This is a genomic window from Streptomyces sp. NPDC050211, assembly GCF_040656035.1.
In the GTDB taxonomy this organism is placed as follows: Bacteria; Actinomycetota; Actinomycetes; order Streptomycetales; family Streptomycetaceae; genus Streptomyces.
Genome location: NZ_JBFALC010000065.1, coordinates 35,892 through 53,855 on the forward strand (window position 1 = coordinate 35,892; position 17,964 = coordinate 53,855).

The 17,964-nt window shown below is 72.7% G+C and carries 16 protein-coding genes and 1 pseudogene; 9 read left to right on the top strand and 8 right to left on the bottom strand.

Annotation, left to right across the window (positions count from 1 at the left end; genetic code table 11):
* Positions 1–75 precede the first annotated feature (75 nt).
* Positions 76–1,476 carry a polyprenol phosphomannose-dependent alpha 1,6 mannosyltransferase MptB gene (gene mptB / locus AB0I98_RS40430; protein WP_362950628.1) on the top strand — a complete coding sequence of 467 codons (1,401 nt, stop codon included), beginning with the start codon at positions 76–78 and terminating at the stop codon, positions 1,474–1,476.
* Positions 1,473–2,831, top strand: coding sequence for a glycosyltransferase 87 family protein (locus AB0I98_RS40435; protein WP_362950630.1), 1,359 nt, complete (start codon positions 1,473–1,475; stop codon positions 2,829–2,831). Before mptB ends, AB0I98_RS40435 begins: the two co-directional genes overlap by 4 nt.
* Positions 2,832–2,914: 83 nt before the next feature.
* Here AB0I98_RS40435 and AB0I98_RS40440 read toward each other — a convergent pair.
* The 3 genes and pseudogenes from AB0I98_RS40440 to AB0I98_RS40450 all read right to left on the bottom strand — a co-directional run.
* Positions 2,915–3,751: pseudogene (locus tag AB0I98_RS40440) on the bottom strand (serine hydrolase); the annotation flags it as partial.
* Between the two features lie 88 nt (positions 3,752–3,839).
* Positions 3,840–4,979: a transcription termination factor Rho gene (gene rho / locus AB0I98_RS40445; protein ID WP_362950632.1), complete on the bottom strand. Its 1,140-nt coding sequence runs from the start codon at positions 4,977–4,979 to the stop codon at positions 3,840–3,842.
* Positions 4,980–5,275: 296 nt separating this feature from the next.
* Entirely contained in the window at positions 5,276–6,103 is an 828-nt protein-coding gene (locus AB0I98_RS40450; protein ID WP_362950635.1) for a class I SAM-dependent methyltransferase, read from the bottom strand.
* A gap of 118 nt (positions 6,104–6,221) precedes the next feature.
* Here AB0I98_RS40450 and AB0I98_RS40455 point away from each other — a divergent pair, with 118 nt between their 5' ends.
* From AB0I98_RS40455 to AB0I98_RS40475, 5 genes are all read left to right on the top strand, one after another.
* Positions 6,222–6,965 (top strand): nuclear transport factor 2 family protein, encoded by a 744-nt coding sequence (locus tag AB0I98_RS40455; protein ID WP_362950636.1) that lies wholly within the window; start codon positions 6,222–6,224, stop codon positions 6,963–6,965.
* Complete coding sequence (locus AB0I98_RS40460) at positions 6,962–7,303, top strand: YciI family protein (RefSeq protein WP_362950638.1); 342 nt, start codon at positions 6,962–6,964, stop codon at positions 7,301–7,303. The genes AB0I98_RS40455 and AB0I98_RS40460 overlap by 4 nt, the downstream gene beginning before the upstream one ends.
* Entirely contained in the window at positions 7,300–8,544 is a 1,245-nt protein-coding gene (locus AB0I98_RS40465) for a sigma-70 family RNA polymerase sigma factor (protein WP_362950640.1), read from the top strand. The genes AB0I98_RS40460 and AB0I98_RS40465 overlap by 4 nt, the downstream gene beginning before the upstream one ends.
* Positions 8,545–8,834: 290 nt before the next feature.
* Entirely contained in the window at positions 8,835–9,416 is a 582-nt protein-coding gene (locus AB0I98_RS40470) for a hypothetical protein (protein ID WP_362950642.1), read from the top strand.
* 94 nt (positions 9,417–9,510) lie between these two features.
* A complete protein-coding gene (locus tag AB0I98_RS40475) occupies positions 9,511–10,239 on the top strand; it encodes a class I SAM-dependent methyltransferase (protein WP_362950644.1) in 729 nt (242 codons plus the stop codon).
* Positions 10,240–10,339: 100 nt separating this feature from the next.
* Here the strand turns inward: AB0I98_RS40475 and AB0I98_RS40480 are convergent, their stop codons facing one another.
* Entirely contained in the window at positions 10,340–12,415 is a 2,076-nt protein-coding gene (locus tag AB0I98_RS40480; RefSeq protein WP_362950646.1) for an AAA family ATPase, read from the bottom strand.
* A gap of 105 nt (positions 12,416–12,520) precedes the next feature.
* Here AB0I98_RS40480 and AB0I98_RS40485 point away from each other — a divergent pair, with 105 nt between their 5' ends.
* Positions 12,521–13,414 carry an MEDS domain-containing protein gene (locus AB0I98_RS40485; RefSeq protein ID WP_362950648.1) on the top strand — a complete coding sequence of 298 codons (894 nt, stop codon included), beginning with the start codon at positions 12,521–12,523 and terminating at the stop codon, positions 13,412–13,414.
* On the top strand, positions 13,411–14,394 hold the full coding sequence (locus AB0I98_RS40490) for a sensor histidine kinase (protein WP_362950649.1): 984 nt from the start codon (positions 13,411–13,413) through the stop codon (positions 14,392–14,394). The genes AB0I98_RS40485 and AB0I98_RS40490 overlap by 4 nt, the downstream gene beginning before the upstream one ends.
* Here AB0I98_RS40490 and AB0I98_RS40495 read toward each other — a convergent pair.
* From AB0I98_RS40495 to AB0I98_RS40510, 4 genes are all read right to left on the bottom strand, one after another.
* Positions 14,364–15,107: a GntR family transcriptional regulator gene (locus tag AB0I98_RS40495; protein WP_362950651.1), complete on the bottom strand. Its 744-nt coding sequence runs from the start codon at positions 15,105–15,107 to the stop codon at positions 14,364–14,366. The two genes, AB0I98_RS40490 and AB0I98_RS40495, sit on opposite strands and share 31 nt — an antisense overlap.
* 131 nt (positions 15,108–15,238) lie before the next feature.
* On the bottom strand, positions 15,239–16,405 hold the full coding sequence (locus AB0I98_RS40500; protein WP_362950653.1) for a serine hydrolase domain-containing protein: 1,167 nt from the start codon (positions 16,403–16,405) through the stop codon (positions 15,239–15,241).
* A 92-nt stretch (positions 16,406–16,497) separates the two neighbouring features.
* A complete protein-coding gene (locus AB0I98_RS40505) occupies positions 16,498–17,466 on the bottom strand; it encodes an acetylxylan esterase (RefSeq protein WP_362950655.1) in 969 nt (322 codons plus the stop codon).
* Between the two features lie 103 nt (positions 17,467–17,569).
* A partial coding sequence (locus tag AB0I98_RS40510) for a hypothetical protein (protein WP_362950657.1) occupies positions 17,570–17,964 on the bottom strand: 395 nt, incomplete at its 5' end.

Sequence of the window (17,964 nt, forward strand, 5' to 3'; positions counted from 1 at the left end):
ACTTCGGCCCCCGCCTGGTGGGCGGCTCGTCGCTTTCCGGCCACCCGACGTTGACATGCTTTCCGAGTGTTGGCCATGGCTTTCCCCGTCGATCTCCGTCGCTGCCAGGCTCTCGGTCTGGCGGGTACCGCTTTTCTCGCACTGGGAGGTGAGACGGCGGGAGCCCTGCCGGTCCGTGAGCTGATCGCGCCCTCGTCCGCGCATGCGGCCCTGGGCCTGGTCGGCGTGTACTTCGGCATCATTTTGCTGATAGCCGCCTGGGCCCTGCTCGGACGGCTGATCCGCAGCGCTGAACCGCCGTCCCCGCGGGCCATGTTGCTCGTCCTCGCCGTCTGGGCGGCGCCTCTGCTGCTCGCGCCACCGCTGTTCAGCCGGGACGTATACAGCTATCTCGCCCAAGGGGCGATGGTCGACGCCCATATGGACGTCTACGCGCACGGCCCGGCCCGGCTCGGCGGTCCGCTCGCGGACGAGGTGTCCCCGCTGTGGCAGCAGACCGGCGCTCCGTACGGCCCGGTGTTCCTCGCCGTCGCCTCCGCGCTCTCCGGCATCACCCGGGGCGAGATTCCGGCGGGGCTGTTCGGGATGCGGCTGGTCGCGCTGCTCGGCGTCGCGTTGATGGCGGCGGCGCTGCCCCGGCTGGCCCGGCACAGCGGCGCCGACCCGGCGGCCGCGCTCTGGCTGGGCGCCCTCAACCCGCTGGTGCTGCTGCACCTGGTGGCCGGCGCCCACAACGACGCCATCATGCTCGGCCTGCTCGGCGTGGGACTGGTCGCGGCCCTCGGCCGGTGGCCGGTGCTGGGCGCGATCCTGGTCACGCTCGCCGCGCTGGTCAAGGCGCCCGCCGTGCTCGGGCTCGCCGCGGTCGTGGCCCTGCAGATCCGCGCGGGCCGCAGTCCGGTGCGGTCGGTGCTCACCACGGGAGCCGCCGCGGCTGTGACCACGGTCGTGGCAACCACCCTGGCCGGAACGGGATACGGCTGGATAGGAGCCCTGAAAACCCCTGTGTCCCCGCAGAACTGGGCGCTCACCAGCCTGCTCGGCCGTGCCACCGGCACCCTGCTCACCAAGCTGGGCCTCGGCGATCTGGCTCCCCTCGCCGTGCCGGCCTGGCACGTGCTCGGCCTGGCGGCCACCGCGGTGGCCATCGCCGCCATATGGCTGCGCCGCCCACGCTTCAGCCCGGTCTACGCACTCGGCCTCAGCTTCGCCGTCGTCGTGGTCCTCGGCCCGGCGATCCGGCCCTGGTACGCCCTGTGGGGGCTGTTCCTCCTCGCCGCGGCGGCGCCCAGCAGCTCGGTGCGGCACCGGCTGGCGGCCGTGACCGGAGTGGTCGCCCTGCTCGCCATGCCGAACGGCCTCCCGGCCGGCGCCGAGGAACTGATACTCGCCGTCTCCGGCGGCGTGCTCGCCGTCGTCGTCCTCTGGCAGGCCCATCAGGCGGCCCAGGCACCCTTGCGGGAGAGCACCGTATGAGACTGCCCCGCACGGACCGCGGGCGCGCGCTGCTCGTGGCCGCCATCGCCGTCGTCGTCATCGTCTTCACCGCAACGGTTCCGCTGCTGCGCGACTGGTTCGACCTGCGCGTCTACTACGGGGCCGTCGACACGTGGGTCCACCACGGCGGCCGTATCTACGACTACCGGGTGCCCGGGACGACGTACGGCTTCACGTATCCGCCGTTCGCGGCCGTCGCCATGCTGCCGATGGCGCTGCTCGGGCTGCATGCCGCGATCGCCGTGGCGCTGCTGCTCAACCTGGGGGCGCTCGCGGTCGTCGTGCGCATCCTGGCCGGACGGTCGTGGCGGAAGTACGGCTGGTACGGCTGCGCGCTCGGCGCCTGTGCCCTGGCGCTGTTCGAGCCGCTGCGCGACACCTTCAGCTTCGGCCAGGTGAACATACTGCTGCTGGCCCTGGTCCTGTTCGACTCCTGGCTGCTGGCCACGGGGCGGGGACGGTGGGCGGGGGTGGGGATCGGCCTCGCGGCGGCGATCAAGCTGACTCCGGCGCTGTTCATCCTTCTGCTGCTGCTGGCCCGCCGCTGGCGTGCTGCCGCCGTCGCGTCGGTCGTCGCCGTCGCGGCAACCGGGCTCGCCGGGCTGGTGGCGCCCGACGCCTCACGGTTCTACTGGACCGACGCGATGTGGGACACGACCCGGATCGGCCGCCTCGACTATGTGTCGAACCAGTCGGTGCAGGGGATCCTGGCCCGGCTCGGTGAGACGGACCGCGCGGTGTGGGCCGCCGTGGTCGTGGTGCTCCTGGGTGTGTGGGCGGTTCGGGCGCGTCGCGCGGTCGCCGTCGGGGACTGGGCGGCGGCGTTCGCTCTCACCGGGCTGACCGCGTGCCTGATCAGCCCGATCACGTGGGTGCATCATCTCGTGTGGCTGCTGCCCGCGTTCGCCGTGCTGGTCCGTGCCCGGCAGCCGCGGATCGCGGCCGGGCTGTACGCGGTGCTGTGCACCAGCGTGGTGTGGCTGTGGTTCGACGACGCCTCCGGCATCGACGGATTCCTCGGCAGCAACACGTACGCCTGGATCACCCTCGGCCTGCTGCTGTGGCTGCCGGTCGGTCAGTCCCGCGTGAGCCGGATGCCCATCCGCCGCACCACCAGCACCACCACAGCGGCGCCCAGCACGGCCGCACCCGCGATCACGCCCGTCGCCGCCCAGTCGGGCTCGGTGTCCGGGGCGGCCGTGGCGACCACGGGCACGGTTTCCGGTTCCGGAGCCGGCCTCGGCCTGGCCCGCAACGCGTCCAGCGACCCGACCGGATCGACCCGCCCGGCGGCGTCGAAGCCCCAGTCGAGCAACGACCGCGCCTCTTCGTAGACGGCGTGCCGGCCGCCCTCCTGAGGGTTCATCACCGTGACGACGAGGGTGCGCCCGCTGCGGCGGGCGGCGGCGACGAGGGTGTAGCCGGCGTTGCTGGTGTAGCCGTTCTTGATGCCGATCAGACCGGGGTAGGGGTCCACGCCGTCGGCGCCGGTCAGCAGCCGGTTGGTGTTGTGGATGTCGTACCACCAGCCGCCTCCGCCCGGGAACTCGGCCACGGCCGTGGCGCAGTACCGGGCGAAGTCCCGGTGGTGCAGCCCCGCACGGCCGAACACCGCCAGGTCGTACGCCGACGACACCTGGCCCGGGGCGTCGTAGCCGTCCGGCGACAGGACGCGCGTGTCCCGGGCGCCCAGGGCGCGGGCCTTGGCCTGCATCCGATGGGCGGTGGCGTGCCAGCCGCCGCTGAGCCGGGCCAGGACGTGCACGGCGTCGTTGCCGGAGTTCAGGAAGACGCCGTTCCACAGGTCGGTCACCCGGTAGGTGCGGCCCTCGGCGACCCCGACCAGGCTGCTTCCGGGGCCGAGGCCCGACAGTTCCTCCGCGTCGACCCGGTGGCGGACGCGGCCGGGCAGCACGGGCAGCACGGTGAGCGCGAACAGGGTCTTGAGCGTGCTGGCGGGCGGCAGTTTCCGGTGCGCGTCGTGCGCGGCGAGCACCTCGCCGGTGCGTGCGTCGGCGACCACCCAGGACAGCGCGGAGACCTCCGGGAGTTCGGGTGTCCGGGAGTGCGGCCGGACCTGTGTGCCGGAGCGGTACAGCAGGGCGGGCTGCGGCGTGGCCGGCCGTGGTCCGGGCGCGTCCGGGTCCCTGCCGGCGGGGTGGGCGACGATGCCTGCGGGGGCGAGGGCCAGCAGGCCCGCCGTACAGAGCACGCAGGTCGACACGACGGCACGGGACCTAAATCCGGTAGTCATACCGGAAACCTAGGAATGTCCCCGCTCTGAGCTGCGCTGCCCGGGCCGAGCGCCGCGTGTGTGCACCCGGATGCCGCACACGCAGGGATCAGGAGGCGGGCAGCGTCGGCTGGATCCGGCGCAGGAAGGTCGCGTTGTCCGGCGTGTCGCGCATCCGCTCAAGGAGCGTCTCCAGGGCCTGCCCGTCGCGGCTCTGCAGGACCCGCCGCAGTCCGCGTACGGCCGTCAACTCGGCCTGGGGCAGCAGGAGTTCCTCGCGGCGGGTGCCGGAGGGGTTGATCTCGACGGCCGGGAACACGCGGCGCGCGGCGAGCTCGCGGCTGAGCCGGAGCTCCATGTTGCCGGTGCTCTTCAGCTCCTCGAAGAAGAAGTCGTCGGCACGCGAGCCGGTGTCCACCAGCGCCGTGGCGAGGATCGTGAGCGAACCGCCCTCCTCGGCCTGCCGGGCGGCGCCGAAGAACCGCTTCGGCCCGATCAGCGCGCTCGCGTCGACCCCGCCGCTGAGGGTGCGGCCACCGGCGGCGGCCGCGTTGTTGTGCGCCCGGCACAGGCGGGTGAGGGAGTCGAAGAGGATGACGACGTCCTCGCCGGCCTCGACGAGCCGCTTGGCCCGCTCGATCACCAGCTCGGCGAGCGCGATGTGCTGCTTGGGCCCCTGGTCGAACGTGGAGGCGTACACCTCGCCGTGCACGGAGCGCCGCATGTCGGTGACCTCCTCCGGCCGCTCGTCGATCAGCACGACCATCAGCCGGCACTCGGGGTGGTTGCCGGCGACGGCGGCCGCGATCTGCTGGAGGAGGACGGTCTTGCCGGTCTTGGGCGGGGCCACGATGAGCCCGCGCTGGCCCTTGCCGACGGGTGCGATCAGGTCGGCGACGCGCCCGGTCAGGCCGGCCGCCCGGTGTTCGAGACGGAGCCGCTCGCGCGGGTGCAGCGGCGTGAGGTCACGGAAGTGACGGCGGCCGCGCAGCTCCTCGGCGGGGCGGCCATTGATCCGTACGACCTCGGTCAGCGCACGCTGTGTGCCGCGTACGCCGTCCACGAGGTCGCCCTTGCGCAGGCCGTGCCGGCGGATCAGCGCGGCGGGGACCTGGAGGTCGGAGGAGGAGGGCAGGCAGCTCGCGGCGCGCAGGTGGCCCTTTCCGCCCGCGTCGATGTCGAGGACGCCGGTGGCGGCCCGGGCCGGGAGTTCCTGCTGAAGGGGAGGGTTTTCGAGTGTGGTGGTCATGGAGGGTGGTCCTTTCAAGGACGGAAGGTGCATGAGACATGCGGAAGGAAGGGGGGAGAGAAGCCGCGAGCCGGAGGGCGTACGACGCACCTCTGGGCGGCGGAGAACATCACCTCGGGTACGGCAGACGAACACTGCTGCGAGGTGGTGTCAGGAAGCCGTTGCTCCGACCCGGGAAAGGGTGGGCTGTTCGGCGAACTGGAGAGAAGAACTGGCACCGGCGCCGATCACACGGCGAACACGAGTGCTGACGGCAGCGTACCACCCGGTCCGCTGCCGCGTCTGTGAGATGAGACTCAGCGGGCGGCCAGCAGGCCGTACAGCAACGGGATACGCGGCTCGGGCAACCGCCACCAGCCGGACGGCGTACGCACCATCCGCGGCCAGCGCTGCCAGGGCAGCTCGTCGCTTTCCCGCAGCCGGCGGACGGCCAGTCCCGCACCGATCAACGCGTTGAGGACCTCGTCCATTCCGTGCATCCACTCATAACTGTCCGTGGCGCCTTCGACGGCGGGGCCGTCGGTGTAGGTGTGCGTCGCGTCCCGGTGCACGGGGCCGCCCCCGCCCAGATAGTCATGGCGCAGCAGCAGCTCGGGACCCTCGCCCGGAGCGGGCTTGGGCCCCAGGGAGTTGAGCAGCGGATGGAACTCGACCACGTACAACAGGCCGCCGGGCCACAGGAGTTGGGCGACGACATCCGCCCAGCGATCCAGATCCGGCAGGTAACACAGAGCGCCCTTGCCGGTGTAGACGACGTCGAACTGCCGCCCCTCCAGGGCGGATACGGCGTCGTACACGTTCGCCTGTACGTAGGTGACGTCGACGCCCGCCTTCTCCGCGATGCCGGTCGCCGCCGCCACCGACGCCTCCGAGAAATCGAGGCCGACGGCTCGTGCGCCGCGCCGGGCGAAGGCGAGCGTCTCGGTGCCGAGGTGGCACTGGAGGTGGAGCACGTCGCGGCCCGACAGCTCGCCGAGGTCCTCCCACTCGAACTCGGCGAACCAGCGGTCGGGATCGAGGTCCTGGTCGAGGCCGTAGAACCGGCTGGCGAGGTGGACGGGGGTACGGGCGTCCCAGCTGGCCTGGTTGGCCCGCATCAGCCGTGTGTACTCGTCGGTGGTCATGGGGCCATCCAACCCGTGCCCCGGCCTCTTCGCGTGAAAAACGAAGAAGGTGTGTCGATTCGGCCGTGGCCCGTTCGTCGGTGGGGTGTAGGAAGCTCATGAGCACCGGGAGGAACCCATGAAATACATGTTGCTCGTCTGCGGCGACGACACCACCGACGCCTCTGGCACGGCCCCCGTCGAACCCTGGGTGGAGGAACTCGGCGACCGAGGCACCCGCCTCCACGGCCACCGCCTCGCCCTACCCGCCGACGCCGTCACCGTGCGGGTGCGCGGCGGCGAAGTGCTGCGCACCGACGGGCCGTTCGCGGAGACGAAGGAGTACGTCGCCGGGTACGACATCCTCGAGTGCGACAGCCTGGAGGAGGCGATCGAGGCGGCGTCCAGGCACCCCGTGGCCACCATCGGTGCCATGGAGGTGCGCCCCTTCTGGCCGATGGGGGACGAGGAGGACGCCGAGGCGTCGATCCGCCGGCTCGACGCGGAACTGACCGAAGCGGTCCGCGTACGGGACATCGCGCGGATGCTCGCCTGCTACGCCCCGGACGTCGAGGTGTTCCACCCCATGGCCGGCCTGGAGCAGCGGGGGATCGACGCCTTCCGCAAGGCCCAGGAGTGGTGGCTCTCGACCGTGACCGGGCCCGTGGAGCGCGAGGTGCTGGAGTTCCGGGTCCGCGTGGACGAGAGCGTCGCGTTCAGCCACGCGCTCGTGCGGATGCGGGCCACCCTCACCACGGGGGAGCCGCTGGACAGCACCGTGCGGGTGACCACCGGCTACCGGCCCCCGGCCGACCGGTGGCTCATCGTCCACCAGCACACGTCGACCCCGTTCGACGCCGGATTCGAGGAGGCCGGGGCATGAAATACGTGCTGTTCATCTGCACCCCTGTCGACGGCGAGGAACTCAGCCCCGAGGAGATCGCCGACGACCCCCGCTTCACCGAGTACATCGACCTGGTGCGCAGCCGCGACATCGTGAAGGGCGGCGCCCGTCTGCGCCCCTCCTCCGATGCGACGACCGTCCGCGTGCAGGGCGACGAAGTCCTGCTCACCGACGGGCCGTTCGTGGAGTCCAAGGAGTACGTCGCCGGCTTCGACATCATCGAGGTCGCCGATCTCGACGAGGCCATCGCGCTCGCCTCCCGGCATCCGGCCGCACTGGGCGGCGGCTCGGTCGAGGTACGGCCGGTCTGGGAGTGAACTCCACGGACGGCGTCGAGGAGGCGGTCGCCGCCGCCTTCCGCGAGGAATGGGGTCAGGTCGTCGCCACCCTCATCCGGGTGACCGGCGACTGGGACCTCGCCGAGGAGTGCGCGCAGGACGCCTTCGCCCAGGCCCTCGACCGGTGGCGGCGCGACGGAGTGCCGCGCCGCCCCGGCGCCTGGCTGACGACGACCGCGCGCAACCGGGCCCTGGACGTCCTGCGCCGGGAGGCGGTCGGGGCGGCGAAGCTGCGGGAGGCGGCCGTGCTGACACGCGACGGACACGACGAGTACGACGAGAGCGGCGTCGAGGACGACCGGCTCCGGCTGATCTTCACCTGCTGCCACCCCGCCCTCCCCATCGAGGCCCGGGTCGCCCTGACCCTGCGCACCCTCGCCGGGCTGACCACGCCCGAGATCGCCCGCGCCTTCCTCGTCCCCGAGGCGACGATGGCGCAGCGCCTGGTGCGCGCCAAACGGAAGATCCGCAACGCCGGCATCCCCTACCGCGTACCGCCCGCGCACCTCCTCCCCGAACGCACCACGGGCGTGCTCGGCGTGCTCTACCTGCTCTTCAACGAGGGGTACACCGCCACGTCCGGCGCCGACCTGATGCGCACGAACCTCACCACCGAGGCCCTCCGCCTCACCCGTCTGCTGGCCCGGCTCATGCCCGACGAGCCCGAGGTGCTCGGCCTGCTGGCGCTGCTGCTCCTGCACGACGCCCGCCGGGCGACCCGCGTGAACGCGGCGGGCGAACTGGTGACGCTGGAGGACCAGGACCGCACGGAGTGGGACCGCGCCGAGATCGACGAAGGCACCGCCCTGCTGGAGACCGCCCTGCGCCGGGGCAAACCCGGGCTCTACCAGATCCAGGCCGCCATCGCCGCCTGCCACACCACCGCGGCCACGGCCGAGGAGACCGACTGGGCCGACATCGCCGCGCTGTACGGGGAGCTGACCCGGTTCGTGCCCTCCGCCGTCGTCCGGCTCAACCGCGCGGTCGCCGTCGGTATGGCGCAGGGCCCGGACGCGGGCCTGGCGCTGGTGGCGGAGCTGGAGTCGGAGGGCGAGCTGGCGGGGTACCACCTGCTGCCCGCCACCCGTGCGGATCTGCTGCGCCGCAGCGGTCGTACGGCCGAGGCGGCAGCGGCGTACGAACAGGCGCTGGAACTGGTCGTGAACGACGCGGAGAGGCGGTTCCTCGAAAAACGGCTCGCGGAGTGTCGATCCGTGTAGGGGCGGTTCGTCGGTGGGGTGACAGACCCCCACCGACACCGGAGGTTCCGATGAAAGCCCTCGTACGCAAGCTCCTGACACAGCTGCGGCAGCCGGTCACCCCACGCGACGACATGCCTCCGGGCACCCCGGACGTCTGGCTCGCCGGACTGCGCCTGGGAGGCTGACGCCGGTCGTCTGCCGGCCGAGAAGCATCACGCTCAGCATCTCTGAATCCCCGCAGCGCCGGGAGCGCCGTCCAGGAGGACACTGTGAGTGTGATGTCGGCGCTGGCAAGGGGGTGTCGACCGATGGTGCGGACACGGCGTCCGACGGTGCGGATGTGGCGGTGGCGGCGCAATCCGCTCCGGCGGCGTATCGATGTGGTGGAGGCCTGGCTCCTGCTCGGCGCGTGGATCCTGGCGGTCGTCTGCGCGGTGCCGGCGGGGCTGGTGACCCAGGCCGCCGTGCGGCACGACCTGGACCGGCAGCGGGTGGAGCGGCAGCAGGTCACGGCCGTGCTCGTCGCGGACGCGGGGGACAGGCCGACCGTGAGCGAGACCGACGGTGATCTGGTGTGGGCCGACGCCCGCTGGACCACGCCGGACGGTCAGACCCGCACGGGCCTGACCAAGGTACGGCCCGACACCCCCGCCGGGTCCCGGGTCACCGTCTGGACCGACCAGGCCGGAGCCCTGGCGGCCGAACCCGTGTCGCCCGGTGAGGCCAGGCTCCAGTCGGCCCTGGCGGGCGTCCTGGCCGGGGCGGTCGCGGGCGCGGTCGTGATCGGCGGTGCTTATGGGGTTCGGGTGGTGCTGGACCGGCGGAGGATGGCGCAATGGGATGCCGAGTGGGAGCGCGTCGACACCCGTCGGGGCGGCAGGACGGGCTGAGGCGGGTCCGCCGGGCACGACCGTGCGGTCTGTCGGGCGCGTCGCGCACTGCTGTGCCCCGTGGCCGCCCTCCCGTTCCCCTAAGCTGACGCGAATGTTCAGCCCCGAAGGCCCCAGTCTCCGCGAACTCGCCGTCCAGGCGCTGTCGTCCGTCGAGCGCGGATACGACCTGCTCGCCCCGAAATTCGATCACACCCCCTTCCGGACCCCGGATTCGGTGCTCGACGCGGTCGCGCAGGCGCTGGACCGGATCGGCCCGTTCGACGCCGGGCTCGACCTGTGCTGCGGTACCGGAGCGGGCGTCGGTGTGCTGGCGCGGGTGTGCCGGGAGAGCGTCACCGGGGTCGACTTCAGCGCCGGGATGCTCGCCGTGGCGCGGGAGCGGACGCGGACGGAGGGGCCGCGGGTCGACTGGGTCCGGGCGGACGCTCGCGCCCTGCCCTTCGCCCCTGCCTTCGATCTTGCCGTGAGCTTCGGGGCGTTCGGGCACTTCCTCCCCCATGAGCTGCCCGGACTGTTCGCACAGGTCCACTCTGTGCTGCGGCCGGGCGGCCGCTTCGTCTTCCCGGTGGTCGCGCCGCCGCGTCCCACTTCCCCCGCCTACTGGATGCTGCTGGGTTTCGACGCGGTGATGCGGGTGCGCAACGCCGTGTGGCGGCCGCCGTTCGTCATGTACTACCGCGCCTTCCGGCTCGGGGACGTACAGCGGGAGCTGGGGGATGCGGGATTCGACGTCGAGCTGCACGTCCTGCCCGAGTTCGGGCAGCGGTCGGACGGCAGCCCGCGCGTGCGGATGGTCGTGGCGCGTCGTCGGGCGGCCTAGTTCGTGGGCATGTTTGTGGTCGCTGCCCCCTGTGCCATGTCACACATCGCAGTCCCGCGCCCTCGCCCCGCCGCCCCCGATCTCCCGCCCCCACCGCGCGTCACAGCTCCGGCCCCTCGCTCGCGCCCCCCAGCGCCAGCCTCAGCGCCGCGCCCGGTTCCAGTTCCTGGCCCGTGCGCACCGCGTCGGTGAAGCGGGCGTCGCCGAGGGTTGCGCGCAGGCGGCGCTCGTACTCGCGGTGGAAGACGGTGGTGTCGGGGCTGCCCAGCTGCGGCAGGCCGGCGGTGTGCCAGAGGCGTCTGCTGATGCCGAGGAGGTGGGCGGCGAGTTCGTCCTCGCCGCGGGAGGCCTGAGCGGCGACCAGGAGGTCGGCCACCGCGGCGGCGCCGAGCCGGTCGTGCACGCGCCACTTGGCGGCCAGCGCCTCGCGGGCCGAGCCCACCGCCTCGTCCGCATGGCCGAGACCGATCCCTGCCAGCGAGACGAAGAAGTCGCCCCAGGCCCGCATCCACAGTTCGCCCCGCTTGGCGCAGTCCTGGCGCAGCCGCTCGCCGACCGTCGCACACCGCTCGAACGCGGCCTGCCCGGCCAGCAGATACGCCTGCAGGGCCAGCGTCAGCAGCTGGAAGAACTCGGCGCCGCCGTCACCCGCGGGCGCCCGCCCGGCGCTCCCGTACAGCACGGCGGAGCGTGCCGACTCGCCCCGCACGGCCAGGCTCGCGCCCGTCAACGGCAGGGCGGGCACGGGCAGTCGGCGTTCCTCCGCGAGCCACACATAGGCGGCGCTCACCGACTCTGCGGCCTCCAGATCGTCCGGGACGACGGTGACCAGCCGGTGCGCCCAGACCGCGAGGGTGTGCTCGGGTCCGCCGTCGCCGGGAGTGCGGCTCAGGGCCCGCTCCAGGTAGGCGCGTCCCTCCTCGGTGAAACCGCAGGCGAACCAGAAATACCAGAGGGTGCCCGCCAGTTCGAGCGCCGTCTCGGGTTCGGGTGCCGCCAGGCACTCCTCCATCGCCAGCCGCACGTTCCCGTGCTCGGTGCTCAGCCGCTCGGCCCACATCCGCTGACCGGGGCCGAGCCACTCCGCCTCGCCCTGGCGGGCGATCCAGCGGTAGTAGTCCCGGTGGCGCCGTCTGAGCGCCTGCTCCTCACCGAGTTCCGCGAGCCACTCGGCGCCGAACGACCGGACCGTATCCAGCATGCGGTAGCGCACCGCCGCCCCGTCGTCCTCCCGGGTCACGATGGACTTCTCGGTGAGCGAGGCCAGCAGTGCGAGGATCTCCTCGGCGTCCAGCGGGCCGCCGTGGCACACGAATTCGGCGGCCTCGACGTCCCAGCCGCCCGCGAACACCGACAGCCGCGCCCACAGCAGCCGTTCCAGCGGCGTGCACAGCTCGTGGCTCCAGCCGATGGCCGTGCGCAGCGTCTGGTGCCGGGCCAGGCGCGGCCGCGCGGGGGAGACGAGCAGGTCGAAGCGGGAGTCGAGACCTTCCAGGAGCCGGTCGAGCGGGAATCCGCGCAGGCGTACGGCGGCGATCTCCAGGGCCAGCGGAATCCCGTCCAGGCGGGCACAGATCGCGGCCACGTGCGGCCGGTTGGCCTCGGTGAGCGCGAATGAGGGCAGCGCCGCCGCCGCGCGCGCCGCGAACAGCGCCACCGCGTCGTCGTGTTCGCCCAGCGGCAGCGGAGCCACCGTGAGCAGACGCTCTCCCGGCACGCCCAGCGGCTGCCGGCTGGTGGCCAGCACCCGCAATTCCGCTACGTGGGCGAGGAGTTCCTGCACGACACGCGCGCACTCGTCCAGCACGTGCTCGCAGGTGTCCAGAACGAGCAGCAGCGGCGCCCCCGCGAGATGCTCGCAGACCGTTTCCAGCAGCGGTCGCAGTGTCTGCTCGGTCGACCGGGTCGCCTGCGCCACGGCGTTCACCAGCAGAGCCGGATCCCGGAGTTCCGACAGCTCCACCAGCCACGCCCCGCCCGGAAATCCGGCGTGCGTGGCATGCGCGGCACGCAGGGCGAGCCGGGACTTGCCGACACCTCCGGGCCCGGTGAGCGTCACCAGCCGCTCGGTCCCCAACAGCCCCGCGATCTCGGCGAGTTCGGCCTCGCGGCCGACGAACGCGTTCGCCTCGGCGGGCAGGTTGCCGGTCCTGCCGCCCTGCACAGAGGCCGCCATCGTCCTCCCTCACCGGAACCGATGGCGGTCACCTTAACCCCTCACGGGACGGCTGCTTCCGGCGTAGCGTGGAAGCTGTCCCGGCCCACCCAGGGGAGGTGCGGGATGACCGTCGTGCCCGCTCTGACAACCGTGGGACAGATGCGCCACGGCGACCATCTGCTCTTCGGCTACGACACGGACGAGGAACGCGAGACCGTTCTCGCCGCGTTCCTGCTGGACGGCCTGGCCAGCGGCCACCGCGGGCTCCTGCTGCCGCCCGCGGACATCCCGGCGGGCGTGGCCCTGTCCTTTCTGGAGGCGCACGGCTGCCGGGTCGACGAGGAGGTCGCGGCCGGGCGGCTCTGTGTCGACGGGCATCTCGCCGGGCCCGAAGGCCTGTGGGACCTCGACGAGGTGATCCGCCGCGAGGCACGCCGCGCCGTCGGCGACGGCTTCCTCGCCCTGCGCGTGGGCACCGAGATCCTGCGCGCACAGGCCGGCCAGGGGCTCAAGACGCTGCACGACAGCGAGTTGCTGCTGGATCCCGTGTTCGCCTCGCTGCCGGTGCTCGGCATCTGCCAGTACGACCGCCGGGTCTTCGACGAGGCCGAACTCGCCCCGATCGCCGGACTGCACCACGGCCGGGTCGGCGCCGACGAGGTATGGCACGACGATCTCCTGTCCATCACGCGCACCTTCGTCCCCCCGGGCCTCGCTCTCGTCGGTGAGATCGACGACTCGAACGTCACCGCCGTCGCCCGCGCCCTGCACGCCGAACGGACCCGCGCCCTGGCCCGCACCGCGCACGGCGCCCGTGCCCGGCTCGACCTCGGCGGCGTGCACTTCATCGACGTGGGTGCCCTGCGCCTGCTGGTGTTCTGCGCCCTCGACCTGTCCGCGGCCGGCGGCACCCTAGAACTGTCCGGCGTCGCCCCGCACATCCGCCGGGTGATGCGGGTGGCCGGCTGGGACCGCGTCCCCGGCCTGCGCATCGAACCCCAGGGAGAGCCGCCATGACCCGCACGGGCTTCGTGCACCAGGCACTGTGCTACGGCTCCGACCAGGAATTCCTCACCGGCACCGCCCACTTCCTCCGCGACGGCCTCGACGCAGGAGACGTCGTCCTCGCCGTACTGAGCGGGCACCACATCGCCCTGCTGACCGAGCAACTCGGCGGCAGAGCCAGGGACGTCGAGTTCGCCGACTCCCGCGACTGGTACGACTACCCCTCCCGCACCCTGGGCCGCTACCACGCCTACTGCCGCCGGCAGGACACGGGCCGCCGCGTCCGGGTCGTCGGCGAACCCGTCTGGACGGGCCGCACCGACTTCGAGACACAGGAATGGATGCGCTACGAGTCCCTCGTGAACGTCGCCTTCGCCGCCTCCGACCACTCGCTCCTGTGCCCGTACGACACCCGCACACTCACGGCGGCCGTCCTGGACACGGCACGACGGACCCATCCCGAACTCGCCCTGGGTGCCCGCGCGTCCGAGCCCAGCGGCGACTACGCGGACCCGGCGGACTTCTCCGCGGAGATCACCGCACAGCGCCGCCCGGACCCGTTGCCCGCCGGACCGGACGACATCCGCTTCCGCCGCGGCCGTTCGGCGGCCGTCCGCCGTGCCCTCGCCGGGTACGCCCGCCGCCACGGCATGTCCGCGCAACGGACGTACGACATGGTGGCGGCGGTGCACGAGGCCGTGGTCAACGCGGTGCGCTACGGCGGCGGGCAGGGCGTGGTCCGGCTGCGCAGCGACCCCGAACACCTCGTCTGCGAGATCCGCGACACCGGCGCCCACGCATCGGTGCCCCGCCCCGGGTTCCCCGGCCACCTGCCGCCCGACGCGCGCGCCGCAGGCGGCCACGGTCTGTGGCTGGTACGGCAGTTGAGCGACCTGGTCGCCGAGGATCTCGACCCGGCGGGCTCCGTGCTCCGGCTGTACTTCCGGCGCTCCGGTGCGGTTCAGACCGCCGCGGGCAGCGTGAACTCGTAGACGAGGGCGTCCTGGTGGGCGTCCACGACGAGGTCGGTGATCTCCAGCGGCCGGGCGTACTGATCGCGCACCTGCCGCGTGACCCGGACCGAGGGTGTGTCCGGGAGGCGGGTGATGGAGTCCCGGTGGTGCAGGGTCAGTCCCGCCTGGCGCATCCAGTCGTAGACCCGCCTCAGCTGCGCCTCGGCGGCGCCGTCGGCCCGGTCGCGGTAGCGCCCCAGTTCCTCCACTTCGGTGAGGGCCACGGCGGAGAACGACGTCACGGCCGTACGCCGTCCGTGGCCGTCGGCGGTGGCGGACTCGTAGCGGTGGACGAGTGTCGGCCGGTGCGGGGCGAGCCCCAGGGCCGTGGCGTGTTCCGGCGGGGGAGCCTCCCAGGTGACGGTGGCCCGGCCGACGGCGGCCGGATCGGTGGTCCGGGCGCCGACCGGGAAGGCGAGCGAGGGCGGGCTCCCGACCGGCGGGCCGGGCAGCGCCGCGTGGCTGCCCCGGCGGTCGGTGGCGACCAGGCCGCCCCGGCGGAGCACCTCCAGCGCCTGCCGTACGGTCTCCCTGCTGACGCCGAAGTGCCCGGCCAACTGCCGCTCTCCGGGGAGCCGTTCGCCGGGCGGGATGGTGCCGTCGCGCAGCTCGCCGAGCAACTCCGTCGCGATGCGCCAGTAGAGGGGCTGTCCTTCGGTGAGCGGATGGTCGTGGTGGGTGGTGCGGGCCATGCCGCGCCTCCTGTGTGGTGACGTACCGTAGCCGTGCGGGCTCGTTGCGCCACCACATCTAGCATTGGTCTAAACCAGCGGGGAAGGGGTGCCCGCCGGTTCGGCCGAAACCCGCTCGCGCCGACGCCGTCTCACAACACGCTGTACAGGGCGTCGATCAGGGCCATCTTCCGTGGATCGTCGGCTATATGGGGCCCCATACGGTTCATCACGTAGCCCAGCGACACCCCCGCCTCCGGGTCGGCGAGACCGCAGGAGCCGCCGTAGCCGTCATGTCCGAAAGCCCGCGGGTTCGGTCCGTACGAGCCGTTCGGCCCACTGAGCCAGAGACCGAGCCCGATTTCGGTCTCCTGCTCGAACCCGGCCCCGAGTACCAGATCCCGGCACCTGCCCTGTCCCTCGCGCACCCGCTCGGCCGCCTCGGGGGACAGGACGCGGTGGCCGTCGTGCGCGCCCCGGCCCGCGAAGATCCCGTACAGCGCGGTGACCGCGCGTGCGGTGCCGTGGCCGTTCACGGCGGGGAGTTCCGCGGCCCGCCATGCGGGCGTGTTGGCCTCGGCCGCGCCGACCAGGGGATTGGCCAGCGAGGCGAGCGCCTCCGGCGTCAACTGGCTGAAGATCGCGGCCTGTTCACTGCTCGACGCGGCCGGCGGATGCACCAGCTCGGCCGCCCGGCCCGCCTCCTTCTCCGGCAGCCCGACGGTGAAGTCGATGCCGAGCGGCCCGGTCACCTCCCGCTCCAGGAACGCGCCGGGCAGCAGCCCCGAGACGCGCCGCACCACCTCGCCGACCAGGAAGCCGTACGTCATTGCGTGATACCCGGACCGGGCCCCCGGCTCCCACCAGGGCTCCGTCGCCGCCAGCCGCCCGACGGTGAACTCCCAGTCGTACAGCTGCTCCAGTGAGTGCGGCTCACGCAGACCGGACAGACCGGCGCGGTGCGACAGCAGATGCCGTACGAGGACCTTGTCCTTGCCGGCCGCCGCGAACTCGGGCCAGTACGTGGCCACCGGTGCGTCCAGGTCGAGCAGCCCCCGGTCGGCGAGTATGTGCGCGCACAGCGCCACCGGGCCCTTGGTCGTCGACCACACGTTGACCAGCGTGTCGCGCTCCCACGCGCGCGTGCGGGCCGCGTCGGCCCAGCCGCCCCACAGGTCCACCACGGTCGTTCCGTGCACCGTGACGGCGACCGCGGCACCCAGTTCGCCCCGGTCCCGGAAGTTCTCCTCGAACGCCGTACGCACCGCCGTGAAGCGGGCGTCGCAGTGACCGTGAACCTGTGGCTCGTGCTCGGGCATGGCTCCTCCGTGGTTCGGCCGTCGGGCCCGGGCCGCGACGCTGCGACCCGGGCCCGATGAACGTACCGACTGGTCGGACCGGAGAGAAGAGGTCAGGCGTAGGACTTGAGCCAGGTCAGCTGCGCCGCCTGCTGGTAGGGTCCGCCGCCCTCGTGGTCGTTGAAGTCGTACACCTCGATCTTCTTGTCCTCGTGCGCCCAGGCGTTGAAGGCCGCGAAGACGGTGGACGGCGGGCACGTCTGGTCCTCGAGGGCCGCCGAGAAGAGGGCGGGAGCGCTCCCGCGAGGCGCGAAGTGCACGGCGTCGAAGTAGGAGAGCGTGCGCAGGACGTCGGCGGCGCGGCCGCGGTGCGTCTTGAGGTAGTTGCCGATCTCGCGGTACGGGTTGCGGTCCGTGATGGTCGTCGCGCGCGGGAAGTCGCACAGGAACGGCACGTCCGGTGCCACCGCGGCGAGGTCCGGGACCAGCCCGCCGACGGCGAGGGTGATGCCGCCGCCCTGGCTGCCGCCGAGCGCGACCGTGCGTGCCGGGTCGGTCAGCGGGTGTGCACGGGCCGCCTCCACGGCACGCACCCCGTCCGTGAACACCCGGCGGTAGTAGTAGTGCTCGGGCGCGTCGATGCCGCGCGTCATGAACCCCGGGTAGGCGGGCGCGCCCGCCACCGGGTCCGCGGTGCCCCCGCCGGCGCCCCACGCGCTGCCCTGCCCGCGGGTGTCCATCACGAAGTGCGCCCGGCCCGTGGACGCCCACAGCAGATGCTCGTGCGGCAGACCGCGTCCGCCGCCGTAGCCAATGAACTCCACGACCACCGGGACCGGCGCGTCGGCTCCCGCGGGCACCGTCAGCCAGCCCTTCACCGGGTGACCGCCGAACCCGGCGAACGTCACGTCGTACACCCGCACCGCCGTCAGCCCCGTGTCGACCGGCTCGAAGCGGACGTCCAGATCGTGCTCGCGCGTCTCCTGCAGGGTCTTCGACCAGAACGCGTCGAAGTCCTCGGGCTCTACGGAGACGCTGCGGTAGGCGCGGAGCTCCTCCAGGGAGAGGTCGAACAGGGCCATGGACAACCACCTTTGCGAGAGGGGCGTGCGAGTGATCACACCGTACGTGGGTGGTCGGACGACTGACCAGATCGCGTATGTGCCGGAGCGACGGGCGTAGCGATCAGGCCCAGCGACGCGTCCACTCCGGTTCCGTACGGGCCCACTCCCGTTCCCACTCGGCCAGCCGGTGGTGCATGGCCACATGGCGTACGACCACATGTCCGAGGAGCACCACGCCGACCGCGCCGCCTGTGGCGCAGAGGCCCATGGCGAGTGTGTGCTGCCACACCGCGAAGCTGTCCGGTGGCGGCGCGACGCTGCGGCCCCGGGAGTCGAACCACACATGGACCGTCTGTCCCGGCCGGCTGCCCGGCGGCACGAGCGCCCTGGCCGTGCGCTCGCCCTGGCCCGGCTCCGTCCAGCGCACCATCACCCGGCGCGTGTGCGTCCGGCCGCCCTGCGCCGTCGGCAACGAGCCAGAGACGGCGCCGACCACCTCGCCCCGCTCCTGGCGGC

Excerpts from the sequence above, each read along its gene's own strand:
- AB0I98_RS40455 (WP_362950636.1), top strand. The coding sequence starts at position 6,222 with ATGAAATACATGTTGCTCGTCTGCGGCGACGACACCACCGACGCCTCT.
- mptB (WP_362950628.1), top strand. The coding sequence starts at position 76 with ATGGCTTTCCCCGTCGATCTCCGTCGCTGCCAGGCTCTCGGTCTGGCG.
- AB0I98_RS40435 (WP_362950630.1), top strand. The coding sequence starts at position 1,473 with ATGAGACTGCCCCGCACGGACCGCGGGCGCGCGCTGCTCGTGGCCGCC.
- AB0I98_RS40495 (WP_362950651.1), bottom strand. The coding sequence starts at position 15,107 with ATGGCCCGCACCACCCACCACGACCATCCGCTCACCGAAGGACAGCCC.
- AB0I98_RS40490 (WP_362950649.1), top strand. The coding sequence starts at position 13,411 with ATGACCCGCACGGGCTTCGTGCACCAGGCACTGTGCTACGGCTCCGAC.
- AB0I98_RS40500 (WP_362950653.1), bottom strand. The coding sequence starts at position 16,405 with ATGCCCGAGCACGAGCCACAGGTTCACGGTCACTGCGACGCCCGCTTC.
- rho (WP_362950632.1), bottom strand. The coding sequence starts at position 4,979 with ATGACCACCACACTCGAAAACCCTCCCCTTCAGCAGGAACTCCCGGCC.
- AB0I98_RS40475 (WP_362950644.1), top strand. The coding sequence starts at position 9,511 with ATGTTCAGCCCCGAAGGCCCCAGTCTCCGCGAACTCGCCGTCCAGGCG.
- AB0I98_RS40450 (WP_362950635.1), bottom strand. The coding sequence starts at position 6,103 with ATGACCACCGACGAGTACACACGGCTGATGCGGGCCAACCAGGCCAGC.
- AB0I98_RS40460 (WP_362950638.1), top strand. The coding sequence starts at position 6,962 with ATGAAATACGTGCTGTTCATCTGCACCCCTGTCGACGGCGAGGAACTC.
- AB0I98_RS40485 (WP_362950648.1), top strand. The coding sequence starts at position 12,521 with ATGACCGTCGTGCCCGCTCTGACAACCGTGGGACAGATGCGCCACGGC.
- AB0I98_RS40470 (WP_362950642.1), top strand. The coding sequence starts at position 8,835 with ATGGTGCGGACACGGCGTCCGACGGTGCGGATGTGGCGGTGGCGGCGC.
- AB0I98_RS40480 (WP_362950646.1), bottom strand. The coding sequence starts at position 12,415 with ATGGCGGCCTCTGTGCAGGGCGGCAGGACCGGCAACCTGCCCGCCGAG.
- AB0I98_RS40505 (WP_362950655.1), bottom strand. The coding sequence starts at position 17,466 with ATGGCCCTGTTCGACCTCTCCCTGGAGGAGCTCCGCGCCTACCGCAGC.